This is a genomic window from Halorubrum halodurans (assembly GCF_002252985.1).
Classification (GTDB): domain Archaea; phylum Halobacteriota; class Halobacteria; order Halobacteriales; family Haloferacaceae; genus Halorubrum; species Halorubrum halodurans.
Map to the genome: position 1 here is coordinate 1 of NZ_NHPJ01000026.1, position 17,857 is coordinate 17,857.

Here is a 17,857-nt window from a genome sequence, read left to right on the forward strand (position 1 = left end):
CCTTTGAGTTCCACCCCGCACAGCCCTGCCCCGCACCCCACGCCTCCCCAGCCTCGTCGCCGGACTACGTCCGGCTACAAGCGAGAGCTTCGCTCTCGCCCTGTCGGCCGCCCTCCGCGTCGCTCCGGACGGCCGACTCCCTCGCGCGGTGCCGTTCGCGGCCGCCGAGGGCGGCCGCTCACGGGCACGCGCCACCGCACCGCGGGTCTTCGTTCCTCCGTATCCGACTCTCCCTCCGGTTCACCCGCCGAACAGGCTGGAGTGGACCGGGGCGTGGTCCGGGTCGCGGTCGGACTCGGGATCCTCGTCGTCTCCACCCGCGTCGTCGACGGCGCGGCCCTCCACCCCGTCGGCGAGGAAGTCGCGGAGCGGCGGGCCGACGCGTTCGGGCTCGACGAGGAACGCGTCGTGGCCGTGGTCGGAGTCGATCACGTGGTGGGCGACGGGCACGTCGCGCTCGCGGAAGGCGGTCGCGACCGACGCCGACTGCTCGACGGTGAAGTGCCAGTCGCCGGTGAAGCTCACGAGGAGCGCCTCGCCCTCGAAGGCGGCGAGCGCGTCGGCGTCGGAGCCGTAGCCGGCGGCGAGGTCGTACTCGTCCATCGCGCGCGTGAGATAGAGGTAGCTGTTGGCGTCGAACCGCTCCGCGAACCCCTCCGCCTGGTAGTCGAGGTACGACTCCACCTCGCGGTACGGGAAGAAGGCGGCCGCGGGGTCGGCCTCGAGTCCCAGATCGCCCTGGTCGCGGCTCAGCGAGTCGCGACCCGCCGAGCGCCGGCCGAACTTCCGCTCCATCGACGCCTTCGAGAGGTACATCACGTGGCCGATCTGGCGGGCCATCGCCAGTCCGGTGTCGGGCGAGTCGCGCCCCTCGCCGTAGTAGTCGCCGCCGTTCCAGTTCGGGTCCGACCGGATCGCCCGGCGGGCGACCGCGTCGAGCCCGAGACACTGCGCGTCGAGGCGGGCGGCGGCGGCGATCGGGACGATCCGGTCCACGTCGTCGGGGTAGCGTTTCGCCCACTCGAAGACGTTCATCCCGCCGACGCTCCCGCCGACCACGGCTCGAAGCCGGCCGACGCCGAGGTGGTCGAGCAGCCGGCGCTGCGCGCGCGTCCAGTCCTCGACTTGAACCGGCGGGAACGCCGTCCCCCAGCGGTCGTGGTCGGGCTCGTCCCCGAGATCGAGGTCCGCGGGCCGCTCGCTCGCCGGGCCCGAGGTGCCGTAACAGGAGCCGGGGACGTTCGCGCAGACGACGTAGTACTCCGTCGTGTCGATCGCCTTTCCGGGGCCGACCACGTCGTCCCACCACGCGCGGGCCTGGCCGGCCTGCCCGGCGTCCGCGTCGCGTTCCGGCGTCCGGGCGACGTTCTGGCTGCCGGTGAGCGCGTGACACACGAGGACGACGTTGTCGCCGTCGAACTCGCCGTACGTCTCGTAGCCGACGTGCAGCTCCGGGATCGACTGGCCGCACTCGAAGGTGAACCCCCCGAGCCGCGCGACGCCGGCGTCGGTGGGCGTGGCCGCCATGGTCACGCCTCCGTCGCCGCCGCGGCGGTCTCGAGCGCGGCGTCGAGGTCGGCGACCACGTCCGCGGCCTCCTCGATGCCGACCGAGAGCCGCACCATGTCCGCCGGGACGCCAGCGGCCGTCCGCGCCGCCTCGTCGAGCTGTGCGTGCGTGGTCGATGCGGGGTGGATGATCAGGGTCTTCGCGTCGCCGACGTTCGCGAGGAAGCTCGCGAGGTCGACGGACTCACACAGCGTCCTCGCGGCCTCGTACCCGCCCGCGACGCCGAAGGTGACCATCCCGCCGTATCCCTCCAGATACGCGCTCGCGTCGCCGTGGGTCGAGTGGTCGTCGAACCCCGGATAGGTCACCCAGTCGACGCGGTCGTCGCCGCGGAGGAACTCGGCGACACGCCGGGCGTTCTCGCAGTGTCGGTCCATCCGGAGCGGGAGCGTCCCCACGCCCTCGAGGGTCGCCCAGGCGTCGAACGGGGATTGCTGGCTCCCCGTGGGGCGGACCGCCCGCTGGCGGACGACGTTCGCGAAGGCGGCGTCGCCGAATCGCTCCACGAAGTCGATCGGGAACGCCGGCGACTCCCCGGAGAGCTCCGCGTACTCCGCGTCCGGGTGGTCCCACGGGAAGGTGCCGCCGTCGACGACGATCCCCCCGACGGTGGTGCCGTTGCCGGTGATCCACTTGGTCGTCGACTCCCAGACGACGTCCGCCCCGTGCTCGATCGGCCGGCAGAGCGCGGGGGTCGCGAACGTGTTGTCGACGACGAGCGGGACCGCGCGGTCGTGGGCGACGTCGGCGAGCCGCTCGAAGTCGGGGGTGACGAGCGAGGGGTTCGAGAGCGTCTCCACGTGGACGAAGGCGGTGTCGTCGTCGATCGCCTCGGCGTACCCCGCGTAGTCGGTGGTCTCCACGAGGCGGGTCTCGATCCCGCGGCGGTTCGCGACGGTGGTGAGGTGCGTCGCGGTGCCGCCGTACATCTCCTCGCTGGCGACGACGTTGTCGCCGGCGCTCGCGAGCACCGTGGTGATCGCGTCGAACGCGCCCATCCCCGAGGCGGTCGCGACCGCGCCCGACCCGCCCTCCAGGTCGGCGAGACGGTTCTCGAGGGCGCGAACGGTCGGGTTCGAGACGCGGGAGTAGACGTCGCCGTCGGCCCGGAGCGCGTACAGGTCCGCCGCCGAATCGGCGTCCTCGAACGCGTACGAGGTCGTCTGGTGGATCGGCGTCGCGCGAGCTCCGGTCGCCGGGTCGGCGGTCGACCCGGCGTGGAGACTCCGGGTGTCGAACCCACGTGTCATGTGTGTTGCGCATATATCTACGAACGTCTATAACTGTCAGTTACGGCAAGCCCTGCCGGACTCGACCCGACGACGGGTCGCCTCGCCCGCCGTCGACAGAACGCCTTTGCGCCCGGCCGCCGAGGTTCCCCCATGACCGAGGACGCGACGATCCGCGGGCTGGTCGAGGCGCTCACGCTCGAGGAGACGGTCCGGCTCGTCTCCGGGACGACGGACCCGGCCGGGCGGGCGACCGGCTACCTCGCGGGCGTCGACCGGCTCGACGTCCCCCCGTTGACCCTCGTCGACGGGCCGCTCGGCGTCCGGATCCCCGGCGAGTCGGCGACCGCCTTCCCCGCCCCGACCGCGCTGGCCGCGACGTTCGACGCCGATCTGGCCCGCGAGCACGGGGCCGCGCTCGGCCGCGAGGCGCGGGCCGCCGGGGCCGACGCCCTGCTCGCGCCGGGGACGAACCTGATCCGCGTCCCACAGGGCGGGCGGAACTTCGAGTACTTCGCGGAGGACCCCGTGCTGTCGGCCGCGACCGCCGCGGGCGTCGTCGAGGGGATCGCGTCCGCGGACGTGATCGCGACGCCGAAACACTACGTCGCGAACGCCCAGGAGACGGACCGCGTGACGGCAAGCGCCGAGGTCGACGAGCGCGCGCTCCGCGAGCTGTACCTCCCGTCGTTCCGCGCCGCGGTCGCGGCCGGCGCCGGATCGGTGATGTCGGCGTACAACCGCGTGAACGGGACCCGGATGAGCGACCACCGTCGGCTGCTCACGGACGTGTTGAAAGGCGAGTGGGGGTTCGACGGCTACGTCGTCTCCGACTGGTACGGCACCGAGGGCGCGGTCGACGCCGCGGCCGCCGGTCTCGACGTCGAGATGCCCGGCGTCCCCCCGGACGAGGCCTCGGACGCGCTGGCGGACGAGGGTGACGACCCGATCCCCGACGCGCTCGCCCGCGGGATGCCCGACCCGGAGACGTGCGAGCCGTTCGACGAGGCGCTCCCCGCCGCGGTCCGGGACGGGTCGCTTCCGCGGGAGCGGCTCGACGACATGGCGGCGCGCGTCCTCCGGACGATGGACCGGGTCGGCCTGCTCGACGGCGACCGGTCGTCGCCCGACGTCGACACGGATGCCCACCGCCGGCTGGCGTTCCGGGTGGCGACGCGGGGATCGGTCCTCCTGGAGAACGACGGCGTCCTCCCGCTTTCGGCCGACGCCGACGTCGCGCTCGTCGGCCCCGCGGCCGACGAGGCGGTCCTCGGCGGGGGCGGCTCCTCGGAGACGACGCCCGAGACGACCACGACGCCGCGGGACGGGATCGAGGCGCGCGCGGACGGAGACGTGACCGTCGCCCCCGGCCACCCCCCGATCGAGGACGTCTCCCTGTTCGACGTCCTGAGCGACGGGGAGGAGCCCGCCGGGACGGACGGCGTCGACGCGGGATCGGGGGTCGACGTCGACGCGGCGGTCGCGGCCGCCGAGGCCGCGGCGGTCGCCGTCGTCGTCGTCCGCGACACCACCACGGAGGCGCTCGACCGGGACGGGCTCGGACTTCCCGGTCGACAGGACGAACTGATCGAGGCGGTCGCCGCGGCCGCCGACCGAACCGTCGTCGCGATCGCCGCGAGCGGCCCGGTCGAGCTTCCGTGGCGCGACGCCGTCGACGCGGTCCTGCTCAACTGGTACCCCGGACAGGTCCACGGCGACGCGCTCGCGGCGCTGTTGTACGGCGACGCCGATCCGGGCGGCCGGCTTCCGGTCACGTTCGCGCCGGATTCCGCGTACCCGACGGCCGACCGCCGGCGCTTCTCCGGCGTCGACGGGCGCGTCAGCCACGACGAGGGCGTCCTCGTCGGCTACCGCTGGTTCGACGCCCGCGATCCCGAGCCGACCTACCCGTTCGGACACGGCCGATCGTACGCGACGTTCGCGTACCATGACGCCGTTCTCGACGCCGACGCCGGGGCCGCCACGGTCACCGTCACCGTGGAGAACGTCGCCGACCGCGACGGCCGCGAGGTGGTCCAGACGTACGTCCGCCCGCCGCGCATCGCGGACGTCGAGCGCCCCGTCCGCGAGTTCGCCGGGGCCGAGAGCGTCGCCCTCGCCGCCGGCGAGACGGAGTCGGTCACGATCCGCCTCGACGAGCTCGCCTTCTCCCGGTACGACCCCGAGGCGGGCTGGACCGTCGACGAGGGCGAGTACGTCGTCGAGGTCGGCCGCTCCGCGCGGGACGCGCGGATCGAACTGACGACGGAGCGCTGAGGGCCGGACGAACCCGGACCGGCGGCCCGCGATCGACACGTGCGTTTATCCGGGATGCGGCCCCACGACGGGTCATGGCAGCCGCCGACACCCCCGTTCCCGCCCTCGGCGATCGGGCCCGCGCCTGCGCCGACCGTCTCCGCGCGGCCGACCGCGTCCTGCTCGCCTCCCACATCGACGCCGACGGACTCACGAGCGCCGCCGTCGCGTCGTCGGCGCTCGCGCGAGCGGGGATAGACCACGAGGTCGTCTTCGAGAAGCAGCTCGACGCCGAGTCGATAGCGGGGATCGCCGCCCGCGAGTTCGAGGTCGTCTGCTTCACCGACTTCGGCTCCGGCCAGCTCGACGTCATCGCCGACCACGAGACCCGCGGCGACTTCGTCCCCGTGATCGCCGACCACCACCAGCCCGCCGACGCCGACACGGCGTTCCACCTCAATCCCCTGCTCGAGGGGATCGACGGGGCGAGCGAGCTCTCGGGAGCGGGCGCGAGCTACCTCCTCGCCCGCGCGCTCGAGGGCCCCGACGGCGACAACCGCGACCTCGCGGCGCTGGCGGTCGTCGGCGCGGTCGGCGACATGCAGAACGGCGACGGCGGGCTCGCCGGCGCGAACGAGGCGATCGTCGCGGACGGCGTCGACGCGGGCGTCCTCGAGGAGCGCACCGACCTCGACCTCTACGGCCGACAGACCCGGCCGCTCCCCAAACTGTTGGAGTACGCCTCGGACGTACGGATTCCGGGGATCTCCAACGACGAGGCGGGCGCGATCGGCTTCCTCCGGGACCTCGACGTCGACGCGCGGCGCGACGGCGAGTGGCGGCGCTGGGTCGACCTCGACGACGCGGAGCGGCGAACGCTCGTCTCCGCGCTGATACGACGCGCCGTCGCCTCCGGCGTTCCCGCGGACCGGATCGAGCGGCTCGTCGGCACCTCCTACACGCTGCTCGACGAGGAGTCCGGCACCGAACTGCGTGACGTCAGCGAGTTCTCGACGCTGCTCAACGCGACCGCGCGCTACGAGCGCGCGGACGTGGGGCTGGCGGTGTGTCTCGGCGACCGCGACGCGGCGCTCGCGGAGGCGCGGCGGCTGCTCCGGAACCACAGACGGAACCTCTCGGAGGGGCTCCAGTGGGTGAAATCGGAGGGCGTGACCCACGAGGAGCACCTCCAGTGGTTCGACGCCGGCTCGCGGATCCGCGAGACGATCGTCGGGATCGTCGCGGGCATGGCCGCCGGTTCGCCGGCCGTCGACCGCTCGAAGCCCGTGATCGCGTTCGCGGAGAAGAGCGCGGCGGAGCTGAAGGTCTCCTCGCGTGGAACCGGGCGGCTGGTTCGGCGGGGGCTCGACCTCTCGGCCGTGATGCGGGAGGCGAGCCGGTCCGTGGGCGGCGACGGCGGCGGCCACGACGTCGCCGCCGGCGCGACGATCCCGAGCGACGAACGGGACGCGTTCCTCGCGGCGGCGGACGCGCTGGTCGGCGACCAGTTGTCGTCGTGAGGGCGGAGCGGCGGCCGGTGACGAGCTCACGCCCCGCCGGCGGACGCCCTCACGCCTCGCCGATGTCCCGGAACATCGCGCGGTAGTCGTCCGTCGACAACGACTCCGCGATGGCGTCCATGTCGGCGTCGATCTCCTCGAGCCGCTCGACGAGCTCGGCGAACGCCTCGTTGCCGTCCAGTTGGGCGGTCGGCTTCTGTGCTTTGAGAACCGCCCGCTTGCTCGCCAGCGCCGCGGCCTCCTGGAGGAGGTCGTCGTACTCGTCGCGGGTCAGGAGCGTCTCGAGCGCGGCGAGGAGGTTCGCACGGCTCACCGGCTTGGTCAGGTAGAGGTCGAACCCCATGCCGATGATGTCGAAGTCGGGCTCGACGGCGGTCACCATCGCGACTCGACAGTCGAGATCGTTCCCGCGGATGTGTTCGAGTACCTCGTCCCCGCTACCGTCCGGGAGCCGCCGGTCGAGCAGAACGGCGTCGACGGTCTCGTCGACGACGTCCTTCGCCTCGGCGGCGGTCTCCGCGACGGCGACCTCGTAGCGCTCCTCGAGGAAGCCGGAGTACAGCGCCGCGATATCCGGCTCGTCCTCCACGACGAGGACCGTGGCTTCGCTCACCGTCGATCACCGTCGGAGACGACGGGATGCGCTTCGCCGAACATACTGAACGTGGCGGCGTGTCGACGAATAAAGCTGTCGCCGTCTCTTCACCCGCAAAAATCCGGTCGCGACCCGGTCCACCTGGGCGCCTCGAACGGATCGTCTTTTATGTACTCCCGCCGTGAAGACCGAGGCGAATGTCAGAACTCGTCTCTACCGGGGTCGAGGGCCTCGACTCGATCCTCACCGGCGGCATCACGGAGCAGTCGACCGTTCTGGTCTCCGGGAACCCCGGCACCGGAAAGAGCATCTTCGGGATCCAGTACCTCTACACCGGCGTCACCGAGCACGACGAACGCGGCGTGTACGTCTCCTTCGAGGAGGACGAAGCCGACATCCGCGGGGCCGCCGAGTCGATCGGGTTCGACGACTTCGGCGAGCTGGTCGACGACGAGCGGATCGTGATCCTCGACAAGCGCCAGATGCTCCGCGAGACCGACTTCTCGACGGCCGTCGACAAGCTCCTCGACACGATCGAGGGCGAGGACTTCGACCGGCTCGTGCTCGACTCGCTGTCGATGTTCCAGCTGTTCTTCGAGGACGAACAGGAGAAGCGGACGTACCTGCTGAAGTTCTCGGACATCCTCAAGGCCAACGGGCTGACCTCGCTTCTCATCAACGAGCAGGGCGCGGTGTTCCCCGACACCGAGGTCGGGCTGGAGAACTTCCTCACCGACGGCAACATCTACTTCATCCAGACGCCGACGGACTCGGGAGTGAACCGCTACGTCTGGGTCGCGAAGATGCGGAAACAGGACATCGACACGGACATCTTCCCGATGGAGATCGGGCAGGGCGGGATCACGGTCCACGAGCGGGCGGGCGGCTTCTCGATGATGAGCCGGTCGGACGAGCCGTCGTTCTGACCGGCGGCGGGGGAGCGCCGGTCCGATCGGCTCGGGTCGGTTCGCGGCTCGGTCCGGTCCAGATTCGTCCGATCTACCCTTCAGTCCCCTCTCGCCGAGAGGTCGCGCCACACGTCGTCGAGGCGGTTCTTGACCGCGGAGCGCTCCTCGACCTCGACGGTGAGCCCGTCCCGGAAGTCGACGTCGACGCCGTCGACCTTCCGGCGGTACACCTTCACGCGCCGGTGTTCGTCCGAGAGCGGTCGGTCGTGAAGCTCGAGCAGGTCGGCCTCCTCCAGTTCGTTGATCCGGCGGTAACACGTCGCGATGGGCACGTCCAGCTCCTCGCTCAGGTCCTGGGCGGACTTGGCGTCGCCCGTCGCCGTCAGGATGTCCGTGTTGTACTTGTTCCCGAGCACGGTGATCAGGTCGTCCCCCACCATTATCGTTATCAATTGTGAGTCTCCGGCTGAAAAAGATGTCGGTAGATCGTCCCGTCGACGCGGTATCCGTTCGCCCGTCGACGCGGAACGGCGGGCTCCGAGACGGTCTGCGGTCACGCGGCGCTCCGCTTCCGACGACCGGAAGAACCTCGGCGGTCGTTATCGGTATTGATACACGTTACCGGGAGTTTATCGTGGCCGAACGGGCAGACGGCGTATGGACCTCATCGAAGGGTTGTATCTCGTGACGACCGTCGTGCTCGCGGGGGCGGGCGCGACGCTGTCGGCGTTCGCGGTGACGGCGTACCGCTCCTCGGGGCGGACCGCCATGGCGTACCTCGCCGTCGGGTTCGGGTTGGTCGTCGTCGCCGCGCTCGCCACGCCGATCGCGGCGTTCCGGACCGCGTTCGCGAACCCCCGAGCCTTGCTCTTGGTCAACACCGGGCTGCTCGCCGGGTCGATGGCGCTCGTCGCGGGGAGCCTCGCCGTCTACGAGCCCGGCACGCGCGAGTTCGTGATCTCGGAGTCGGAGATGGCCGAGTTTCGAGAGCGGTGAGTCACGGATCCAGATCTGATAGCCGGTTCCCTGTTTCGTTCTTCGTTTCTGTAATTATCTGTATGATATAATCCCGAAAAACGCATGACTGAGAAGGGTTATCAACTCGAATAATCAGCCCCGTGTCTTTAATAGGTGATTCCCGCTCCGTAGCGATAACGCCCGTCGCGCAGGCCGCGGGCCCACACAACAACCAATGTTCGAAACCATACTGGACGAGGAAGAGCGCGGTCAGGTGGGTATCGGGACGCTCATCGTGTTTATCGCGATGGTGCTGGTGGCGGCGATCGCCGCCGGCGTCCTGATCAACACCGCCGGCTTCCTCCAGACGCAGGCGGAGGCAACGGGCGAGGAGAGTACGAGCCAGGTCACCGACCGGCTCCAGGTGTACACGGCCGCGGTCAGTTCCGGGAACATCGATAGCTCGAACGGGATCCAGCAGATCGACCTCCGCGTCGGTCTCTCCCCTGGGAGCGATCGGCTCGTTCTCGACGGAGACGTTAACGTTCAGGTCGTCGGCCCCAACGGCGTGGCAACGGCGGACATGTCGAGCGTCGGCGGCACCACGCTCACGGACTCCAGCGATCGGGCGACCGTTAGCCTCGATCTCGGTTCCACCTCCGGCATCGACGCGACGGCCGCTGTCTCCAGCGGACTCGGTGCTGGCGAGACGCTCGAAGTGACCATCACGGCTCCGTCCGGCGGACAGACGTTCGAAGTGTACACCGCCCCCGAGCCGCTCATCGACACGCAATCGGTCACTCTGTAACGATGTTCGAGAAAATCATCAACGAAGAGGAGCGCGGTCAGGTGGGTATCGGGACGCTCATCGTGTTCATCGCGATGGTGCTGGTGGCGGCGATCGCCGCCGGTGTTCTGATCAACACCGCTGGCTTCCTCCAGACACAAGCGGAGGCAACGGGCGAGGAGAGCACGGCGCAGGTGACGAACAACGTCGACGTCGTATCGGCTGTCGGCACCGGGGATCCCATCGATACAGTGACGCTCGTACTGAAGAAGTCATCGGGATCCGATCCGATCGATCTCACGCAGACGGAGATCCAGTATGTCGGTCCCGGCGACGTGGTCACGGCACAGCTCGACGACGGCGACGTCAGCCGGAGCGTCGTCAGCGGGAGCAGCGCGGACATCCTCGAAGCACAGAGCGACAGGATAGAGGTCGTGATAACGCTGTCCGGAAGCAATGGATTCAGCGGAACGAGTACGCTCACTGCGGGTGACGAGGCCGAGATCACGCTGACGACGGCGTCGGGCGCACAGACGTACGAGACGCTTCGGGTCGGTGACCCGGCAAGCGATCCGGAGGATCTGTAAATGTTCGAGAAAATCATCAACGAGGAGGAGCGCGGACAGGTGGGTATCGGGACGCTCATCGTGTTCATCGCGATGGTGCTGGTGGCGGCGATCGCCGCCGGGGTCCTGATCAACACCGCTGGGTTCCTCCAGACGCAGGCGGAGACGACCGGCGAAGAGAGCACCCAAGAGGTATCCGACCGACTCCAGATCGACTCCGTCGTCAGCGAGGTCGAGGGAGGACAGGGAAGCGAAGAGATCAGAGCCGTTGCGATCGATGTCAGTCTCGCACCGGGGTCAAACCCGATAGACATCACGAGCGCGACGCTGGAGTGGATCGGGGGAAGTGATTCCGGAACGTTCGCGATCGGATCCGGTGACCCCGCGACCCTATCCGACATCAACAATAACAACGGCATCCTCGCAGACTCTTCGAATTTCGACACGGTACTGAGCGACGAGAGCGACACCGCACGAGTATACGTCATCGCCACTGTCGACGGCAGCACGGCGATAGACGCTCTCGATGTCACCGTCCCTTCGGCCGAATCGACCACAACGGGGATATCCAACGACCTCCCCCTCTCTGGAGGCGCAGAGGCGGACGTGACCATCACGGCGCCTGGCGGCGGCCAGACAACCGCGACGGTTCGCGTCCCTGACGTGCTCGTCGACGGCGAGGGCGTCCGGCTGTAACCACGGTTCATCACTCCGCAGTCCGGGGCGAATCGCCCGGAACATCTATATTATCGCGCGACGACACGTCGGTCATGAGTGACGACGAGATACCGGCGGCCGCCGATGATAACTCGCCGCCGGCGGACCCGACCGATCTCGATTTTACCGATGACGAGACCGTCGTCGAGATCGGTGAGGATCGGTTCGTCGTCGGGACTGGCGGTCGTCCGAACCTTGATGCCCAGGCGTCGGACGCCGCCGAGAGGCGGGAGAGTAAGACCGACCGACCGGAGCCGGAGAGTCCGGCCGGGATGTCCGATCCTGAGGACGGACCTCCTCCTCTCGGGGACGGTTCCCGCGGTGGCCTCGATGACGGCGTCGACCGCCAAGCCGTGAGCCGGTGGCTGGCCGAGTCCTTCGACGGCGACGGCTTCGACTACGGCGTCGACGTGACGCTCCACGCGAACGGCTCGACCGCCCGCAACCGCATGGTCTCGAACGACGTGACCGCGACGTTCGACACCACCCTCTCGTGGTTCGTCGCCAACGCCGGGCCGGGAACCGATCCGGCGGAGGCGCTCGGTCTGCTGCTTGTCGCCGCCGACGCACCGATCGACCTGCCGCCGATGGTTATCAAGCGCTTCGCGGCGGATCAGGGGCTCTCGGCGAACGACTCCATCGGCGAGTTGATCCGGGCCGCCGAGGACGCCGGCGGCTTCCGGATCGAGTGAGCTCGAGCGATCAGTTGGTCGCGGTCTATTCTAACGCACTGAACACCGCCAAAGCCCCAGCCGTGAGGACTCGCGCGGCTCGTTGTCGTTCGAGACGGCGAATCCGTCTCGTGATGACGAGAGAGCGAAGCTCTCTCGAACCACGGTCCTCGCTCAGTCGCTATCGCTCCCTCGCTGCGGTGCTTCCTTCGCCGTGCTTCGTCCTCACGGCAGCGAGGCGCTCCGCGCCTCCCGCAGCCGGCGCGCAGCGCCGGCGACTGCCCCGTTGAGTCTCACCCCGCATAGCCCCGCACCTCACGCCTCCCCAGCCTCGTCGGCCGTCCTCCGCGTCGCTTCGGCCGGCCGACTCCCTGGCGTTCCGGTCGCGGGCCTTCGGCCCACTCCCGGGCGCAGGGCGAGAGCGAAGCTCTCGCGTGAAACCGGCGCGCGGCGCCGGCGACGCCAACCGCACCGCGGATCTATCTCGTCGTGAACTATAACGCGAAGAACAGCACCACGCCGAGGACCACGAAGACCGCGTACAGCCCCGCCATCGCCTCCCGCTTGAACGTCCCCCCCACGGGCAACCCGAGCAGCCGACGGGTCGGCGGGAGGATCGCGATCCCGCCCAGAAGCAGGAACCACGCGCCGGGATTCGTGATCTGCGTGAGCGCGACCACGACGGTGGCGTAGCCGAGCACGTAGCTCCCGCGCCGCCACAGCTGCTCGCGCTCGGTGAGTTCCTCGGCGGCGACGCCGAAGACGTCGGCGGCGGTGACGCCGTCACGCCCCCCGTTTCCGCCGCCTCCGCTCCCGGCTCCTCCGGCCACCTGCTTCGCCTGTCGCTGAACGTACTGGTCGAGCTCCTCGGCGGCCTCCTCGTTCTGCGGCGCGCCGCACTGCGAGCAGAACCGGGCGGAGTCGTCGATCGACGCCTCACAGCGGGGACAGGGCTTCATCCTCACCGAAACGGCGCCGCGGTCGGGCTTAACTCTTCGGTCCGCACCCCGGATCGACCGCGATCTCGGATCGGCGATCCGGGCTCTCGAACACGCTGCGCGCAGTACACGGCCGATCCGCTTCTTTTCCGATCTGATAATCAGGGGGGCACCCTTTAGTCGACACGCGATCGAGTCGCCTCCATCGACTGGCGGCCCGTCGTCCGGCCGGCCGCGTGGACCACGCTCATGTCACAGCCATCCCCGCCTCCATCGACGAACGCGTCCGCTCCCTCGGACGCTCCGGCGGCCCCTGACGGCGGATCCGTCGGCGCGTCGCTTTTCCGCGGCGCTCTCCTCGTCGCCTTCCTCATCGCTTTCCTCCTCGTCGGAACGGTTCCTGTCGTCGGGACGTCCTCGCCGGCGGACGGCGAGACGTCCGCCGAGCACGAAACCGACGTGATGGCGCTCGACGCCGCGGGAGCCGTCGACGGCCCGGCCGCGATCAACGCCTCCTTCGGGTCCGACACGTACACCACGACCGCCGGCGACCTCGTCGAGATGACCGTGAGCGTCGAGGACGGACCCAAGTACCTCCTCGTCGGCGGGAATCGCCTCAGTGATCCGAACGTGCCGGTGGGATTCGTCGACGTGATCGAGGTCGACGGCGAGGGTTCGCTCACCCTGACGCTCAACACCCGCACGGCCGGCACGGGGGTGGAGTACATCTCCGTCACGAGCGAGGAGGGGAGCGCCTCCAGCTGTTCCGTCTCCGGCTGCTCGCTCGACTTCGTCGACGAGGACGGCGAACCGGTCGCGGACTCCCTCTCCGGGCTGCCGTCCCAGACCGGGGCTGACGGCCCGATCCGTCCGCTCGCAGCCGAGCGCTACCGCCTCTCGCTCGTCGACAACGCGACGTTCACCGTCGACGAGGGCGGTATCGTTGCTCCCGCAGCCGGCTCCAGTCGGGCGGATCTCGTCGTGACCGAGCCGGAACGACAGATGATGGAGGAAGTTGAGGTATTCACAACGATGCCGGCCGATCCGGAATCAGATTCTGGCATCGAGTCGATCGGTTCCTTGCGGAGCGCGGGCCTCGAGCGATCGGCCGTCACGAAGGGAGATCTCCTCGTGATCGGCGTCGAGGCCGCCGGGATCTGGGGTGCGATGTCACACCTCGCCGACGACCGGGATGCGGGACCGGTCACTGCTGGCGGGAACGCAACTGGTGCGGTTCTCGCCGATCTTCTCACTGCTGAGGAGGGAATTCGCCTACGAATCGAGCAAACGAACCGACCGAATCACGCGACTCCGATCGGACCTGAGGAACTCGAAGATGCCACGCTGATCTTCGAGTCGGCGAACGAACTCGAGTCGGCACCCGACGACCCGACCGCCGGCCGTCTCTATCTCGTGATCGACACGAGCGACGGGAACGCGCTCGGCGACCGGCTCGATCCCGGCGAGGAGTATCGCGTCGAGTTCGGGCTCGAGGGAGTCGACGGCGAGCGGTATCGCTTTGCCGAGGATCCCGGATCCGTCGACGCCGATCCGCCCTTCGCGGCCGCCTCGGTCGGCGACGACGGGACTCCCGAGCAGTTCCCGTACCTCTCGACGGACGAGACCGGCGTCTCCGCCGAGGCGACCTTTTCGATCTCGGAGCGATACCTCCGGTACGACCACGTCACCGACGACGGCGAGATCCTCGTCGACGGCAGCGGGGTGACGGGAACCACCACGTTGCTGCCCGCAACCGAGCTGACGGCCGTGTTCGCCTACGACGGCGGCGAGACGCCACGGACCGCCGAATCGACGGTCCGGATCGATGACGGTGGAAACTTCAGCGTCGATCCCGGCATCGGCGAGGCGAAACCCGGCGACCGCCTGACGTTCGACCTGTACGCCGACTCGGGACCCTACGACAGCAGGACGGCGATCGTCGTCTCGGACGCCGCCGACCCGGACCGGCTGCGGCTCGCCAACGAGACGACCGATCTCACCGTCACGCGCGGCGACACGCTCGCCGACCTGTCCGTGACGGTTCGCAACGCCGGCGCCGTCGAGGGGCGAGAGCTGCTGTCGCTCGACGTCGCCGGCGGGGAGATCTATCGCGAACGGTACGTGACCGTCGCCCCGGACGAGCCGGAGAACGAGACGTTCGGCGGGACGACGGTCGACCTCGATCCCGGCACGTACTCGTACACGCTGGCGATCGACGGCGACGAGACGACGGGCACGCTGCGGGTCGAACCCGACCCCGCGGTGACGCAGATCGACGACGGGGCCGACGCCGGAAACGGCACCGAGACGGGGAACGACACGGAGACGGGGAACGACACGGGTCCCGAAAACGACACTCGGACCGAGAGCGACACGGGGTCAGGAAACGGATCCGACCTCGCCAACGGTACGGACGACGACACGGGGTCCGGCGGCGACGTCGACTCCGTGGACGCCGGAGACGGAACGGAGACCGGGGACGGAACGGCGGCCGGGGACGAAACGGAGACCGGAGACGGAACGGCGGTCGGGGACGGAGCCGACTCCGAGAACGGGTCGGACGCGCGGAACGGCTCCGATACGACCGGGGGCGACGATGACGCCCCGGAGGCTCCCGTCGATCCGGCGACGCCGGCGCCGATCCCGGTCGGTACTCGCGAAGCGTTCGGCGGGACGGTCGTCGTGGGGACGACGTACCTGATCGGCCACTGGGTGTGAGCGTCGGTCGCGCGCCGCTCGGCGACCGTTCTCATCGCTGAGAACCGCGGGCGAGCGGTTAAGTGGACGCCTGCGCCGAGTTCGTGTATATGGCGACGCGCGTGCTCATCGCGGACGATTCGGAGTTCATGCGGAACCTGCTCCGTGAGATACTCGAGGGGGAGTTCGAGATCGTCGGCGAGGCGGAGAACGGGGTGGAAGCGGTGAACATGTACGACGAACACGGTCCCGATCTCGTGATGATGGACATCGTGATGCCCATCCGCGACGGGATCGAGGCGACCACGGAGATCAAGGGCGACGACCCGGAGGCGACGGTGATCATGTGTACCAGCGTCGGCCAGGAGGAGAAGATGAAGGCGGCGATCAAGGCCGGCGCGGAGGGATACATCACGAAGCCGTTCCAGAAGCCGAACGTCCTCGACGCCATCGGGTCGGCCGTCTGATGCGCGTCGACGTTCGGGCGCTCGGCGCGTGCAACCGGCTCGCGGAACGCGGCGCCGAACGCGCCGCCAACGCGCTGGGCGAGCTGACGGGGTCGGACCTCGCGGTCGAGGTGACGGGTGCGAGCGTGGCCACCGGCGAGGACCTCGCCGAGGCCTTCTCCGGCCGCGAGTCGATCGGCGTGCGCGTCGGGCTCGACGGCGGCCTCGAGGGCGCGGCCGTGCTCGCGTTCGACGCCGAGCAGATCGACGGGCTGCTCTCGGTGTTACCCGGCGGCGCGTCGATGGGCCGGAGCGCGGTGACGGAGGTCGGCAACATCGCGCTCGGCGGCTTCCTCGACGGCTGGGCGAACTACCTCGGGCGGGCGATCGACATGACCCCCCCGCGCTACTTCGAGGCCGACGGCGCGGCGGTCCTGCCGGACGGCGCGCTCGCCGGGAACGGCGTCTTCCTCTTCGAGAGCCGGCTCGACGCCACGGGGACCGACCTCGACTTCTCGATCTACATGCTTCCCGACTCCGGGCCGTTCCGCGACCTCGTGGTCGGCAAGACCGCCACGGCGGCGACCGCGGGCGCGGAGGGTGCCGGCGGGGCCGCCGGGACGACCGCCACCGCGGTCCCGTACGAGTCGCTCTCGACGTTCGCGTCGCTGGCGAAGCGGGGCTCGGCGAACGCCGCCGACAACATCGGCATGATGACCGGCCTCGAGACCACCGTCGACGTGAGCCGGCTCCGGTTCGTCCCGCTCGCCGACGTGCCGAGCGAGGTCGGGACGGCGCCACACGCCGGGACCGTCTTCGAGCTCCAGGGCGAGCCGAGCGGCTACCTCGCGATCCTCTTCTCGGAGGAGTCGGCGGCCGCGATCGCCGAGGCGATGCTCCCGATGGAGCCGGACGAGCCGCTCGGCGACATGGCCGAGAACGCGCTCTGCGAGCTCGGCAACGTGATGACGAGCGGCTTCATCGACGGCTGGGCGAACGTCCTCGGCACCTCCATCTCGCACTCGCCGCCGGAGTTCGTCCACGACATCGGCTCGGCGACGGTCAGCCCGCTCGTCGCCTCGTTGAGCCGGCGCCAGGACTACGGGTTCGTCATCGACGCCGCCATCCGTACCGAGGGCGTCCAGGCACGCTGTGACGTGTACGCGCTCCCCGACGAGCGCGAACTGGCGGCGGCGCTGGAACGACTCTCCGGGACATGAGCCCCTTCACGCCGTCGGGAGACCGGACCGTCCCGGACCGGGACGAGGCCTCCCGGCGCGTGAAGGTCGGCGTCGGCGACCTCGCCGTTTCGAGCGACGGGGCCACCCTGACCACGAGCGGGCTGGGCTCCTGTGTCGCGATCGCGCTCGTCGACCCGGCGACCGACACGCGCGGACTCCTCCACGCCATGCTTCCGTCCGCCGACGGCGACGCCTCCCACACGCCCCGCCCGGCGAAGTACGTCGACGCGGGGCTCAACGCGCTCCTCGAGGAGCTCGCGTCGGCCGGCGCGTCGCCCGCCCGGCTCGAGGCACGGCTCGTCGGCGGCGCGGAGATGCTCGATCTCACGGCCGCCGTCGGTCCGCGGAACGTCGCGAGCGCCCGCGAGAGCCTGGACGGCGCCGGGATCCCGGTCGTCGCGGCGGACGTCGGCGACGCCGTCGGCCGGACGGTGCGGTTCCGGCCGGACGGCTCCCTCGCCGTTCGGGCGGCCGACGGCTTCGAGCGGACGCTGTAGGGGGTGTGGCGGCCGACGCGCCCATGTTCTCACCGCTGATATTTTGAGGGGTGGGTTGAAGTGTCGTCTGGCGGTTGCTCTGATCAATGGGCCTCGAACTATCGGTGTGGGGCGTCTCGACGGTCGCTTGGACAGTCGCCACGCTGGGGCTCGTCGGTGCGAGCGTTCTCGACCGATTCCTCGATGACGACGGCGACGACGCGGACGGTGGCGACGACGTCTTCGGCGGCGGAATGGGCGGTGGCGGTGGGATGGGCGGTGGC

17 protein-coding genes and 1 pseudogene are annotated in these 17,857 nt (G+C 69.8%); 13 read left to right on the forward strand and 5 right to left on the reverse strand.

What is annotated here, in order from left to right; translation table 11 throughout:
* Positions 1–240 precede the first annotated feature (240 nt).
* Both metX and DJ70_RS02420 read right to left on the reverse strand, forming a co-directional pair.
* On the reverse strand, positions 241–1,527 hold the full coding sequence (metX, locus tag DJ70_RS02415) for a homoserine O-acetyltransferase MetX (RefSeq protein ID WP_094529798.1): 1,287 nt from the start codon (positions 1,525–1,527) through the stop codon (positions 241–243).
* 2 nt (positions 1,528–1,529) lie between these two features.
* A complete protein-coding gene (locus DJ70_RS02420; RefSeq protein ID WP_094529800.1) occupies positions 1,530–2,819 on the reverse strand; it encodes an O-acetylhomoserine aminocarboxypropyltransferase/cysteine synthase family protein in 1,290 nt (429 codons plus the stop codon).
* A gap of 132 nt (positions 2,820–2,951) precedes the next feature.
* Here DJ70_RS02420 and DJ70_RS02425 point away from each other — a divergent pair, with 132 nt between their 5' ends.
* A complete protein-coding gene (locus tag DJ70_RS02425; protein WP_094529802.1) occupies positions 2,952–5,075 on the forward strand; it encodes a beta-glucosidase family protein in 2,124 nt (707 codons plus the stop codon).
* 74 nt (positions 5,076–5,149) lie between these two features.
* The gene (locus DJ70_RS02430) at positions 5,150–6,574 is read left to right on the forward strand and encodes a DHHA1 domain-containing protein (RefSeq protein ID WP_094529804.1); all 1,425 of its coding nucleotides are present in this window, start codon (positions 5,150–5,152) and stop codon (positions 6,572–6,574) included.
* Between the two features lie 49 nt (positions 6,575–6,623).
* On the opposite strand, the gene DJ70_RS02435 is transcribed toward DJ70_RS02430, so the two are convergent.
* Positions 6,624–7,187: a HalX domain-containing protein gene (locus DJ70_RS02435; RefSeq protein ID WP_094529806.1), complete on the reverse strand. Its 564-nt coding sequence runs from the start codon at positions 7,185–7,187 to the stop codon at positions 6,624–6,626.
* Between the two features lie 179 nt (positions 7,188–7,366).
* On the opposite strand from DJ70_RS02435, the gene DJ70_RS02440 reads away from it, so the two are divergent.
* Positions 7,367–8,095: an RAD55 family ATPase gene (locus tag DJ70_RS02440; RefSeq protein ID WP_094529808.1), complete on the forward strand. Its 729-nt coding sequence runs from the start codon at positions 7,367–7,369 to the stop codon at positions 8,093–8,095.
* 80 nt (positions 8,096–8,175) lie between these two features.
* Here the strand turns inward: DJ70_RS02440 and DJ70_RS02445 are convergent, their stop codons facing one another.
* Positions 8,176–8,517 (reverse strand): helix-turn-helix domain-containing protein, encoded by a 342-nt coding sequence (locus DJ70_RS02445; RefSeq protein WP_066413742.1) that lies wholly within the window; start codon positions 8,515–8,517, stop codon positions 8,176–8,178.
* 217 nt (positions 8,518–8,734) lie between these two features.
* Between DJ70_RS02445 and DJ70_RS02450 the strand changes: the two genes are divergently transcribed.
* From DJ70_RS02450 to DJ70_RS18010, 5 genes are all read left to right on the forward strand, one after another.
* Complete coding sequence (locus DJ70_RS02450) at positions 8,735–9,073, forward strand: hypothetical protein (protein ID WP_094529809.1); 339 nt, start codon at positions 8,735–8,737, stop codon at positions 9,071–9,073.
* A 196-nt stretch (positions 9,074–9,269) separates the two neighbouring features.
* Positions 9,270–9,842, forward strand: coding sequence for an archaellin/type IV pilin N-terminal domain-containing protein (locus DJ70_RS02455; RefSeq protein WP_094529811.1), 573 nt, complete (start codon positions 9,270–9,272; stop codon positions 9,840–9,842).
* Positions 9,843–9,844: 2 nt separating this feature from the next.
* A complete protein-coding gene (locus tag DJ70_RS02460; protein WP_094529813.1) occupies positions 9,845–10,408 on the forward strand; it encodes an archaellin/type IV pilin N-terminal domain-containing protein in 564 nt (187 codons plus the stop codon).
* Entirely contained in the window at positions 10,409–11,083 is a 675-nt protein-coding gene (locus DJ70_RS02465; RefSeq protein WP_094529815.1) for an archaellin/type IV pilin N-terminal domain-containing protein, read from the forward strand.
* A 74-nt stretch (positions 11,084–11,157) separates the two neighbouring features.
* A complete protein-coding gene (locus DJ70_RS18010) occupies positions 11,158–11,796 on the forward strand; it encodes a DUF7500 family protein (protein WP_094529817.1) in 639 nt (212 codons plus the stop codon).
* Positions 11,797–12,269: 473 nt separating this feature from the next.
* Here DJ70_RS18010 and DJ70_RS02475 read toward each other — a convergent pair whose 3' ends face one another.
* Positions 12,270–12,734, reverse strand: a complete 465-nt coding sequence (locus DJ70_RS02475; protein ID WP_094529819.1) for a zinc ribbon domain-containing protein — start codon at positions 12,732–12,734, stop codon at positions 12,270–12,272.
* 228 nt (positions 12,735–12,962) lie between these two features.
* Between DJ70_RS02475 and DJ70_RS02480 the strand changes: the two genes are divergently transcribed.
* The 5 genes and pseudogenes from DJ70_RS02480 to DJ70_RS17685 form a co-directional block, all read left to right on the forward strand.
* Positions 12,963–15,431, forward strand: coding sequence for a hypothetical protein (locus DJ70_RS02480; protein WP_094529821.1), 2,469 nt, complete (start codon positions 12,963–12,965; stop codon positions 15,429–15,431).
* Positions 15,432–15,520: 89 nt separating this feature from the next.
* Positions 15,521–15,877 carry a chemotaxis protein CheY gene (gene cheY / locus DJ70_RS02485; protein WP_023498899.1) on the forward strand — a complete coding sequence of 119 codons (357 nt, stop codon included), beginning with the start codon at positions 15,521–15,523 and terminating at the stop codon, positions 15,875–15,877.
* On the forward strand, positions 15,877–17,076 hold the full coding sequence (locus DJ70_RS02490; RefSeq protein WP_094529823.1) for a chemotaxis protein CheC: 1,200 nt from the start codon (positions 15,877–15,879) through the stop codon (positions 17,074–17,076). The genes cheY and DJ70_RS02490 overlap by 1 nt, the downstream gene beginning before the upstream one ends.
* Positions 17,073–17,594, forward strand: a complete 522-nt coding sequence (locus DJ70_RS02495) for a chemotaxis protein CheD (protein ID WP_094529825.1) — start codon at positions 17,073–17,075, stop codon at positions 17,592–17,594. The genes DJ70_RS02490 and DJ70_RS02495 overlap by 4 nt, the downstream gene beginning before the upstream one ends.
* 86 nt (positions 17,595–17,680) lie before the next feature.
* Positions 17,681–17,857, forward strand: a pseudogene (locus DJ70_RS17685) (flagella accessory C family protein); the annotation flags it as partial.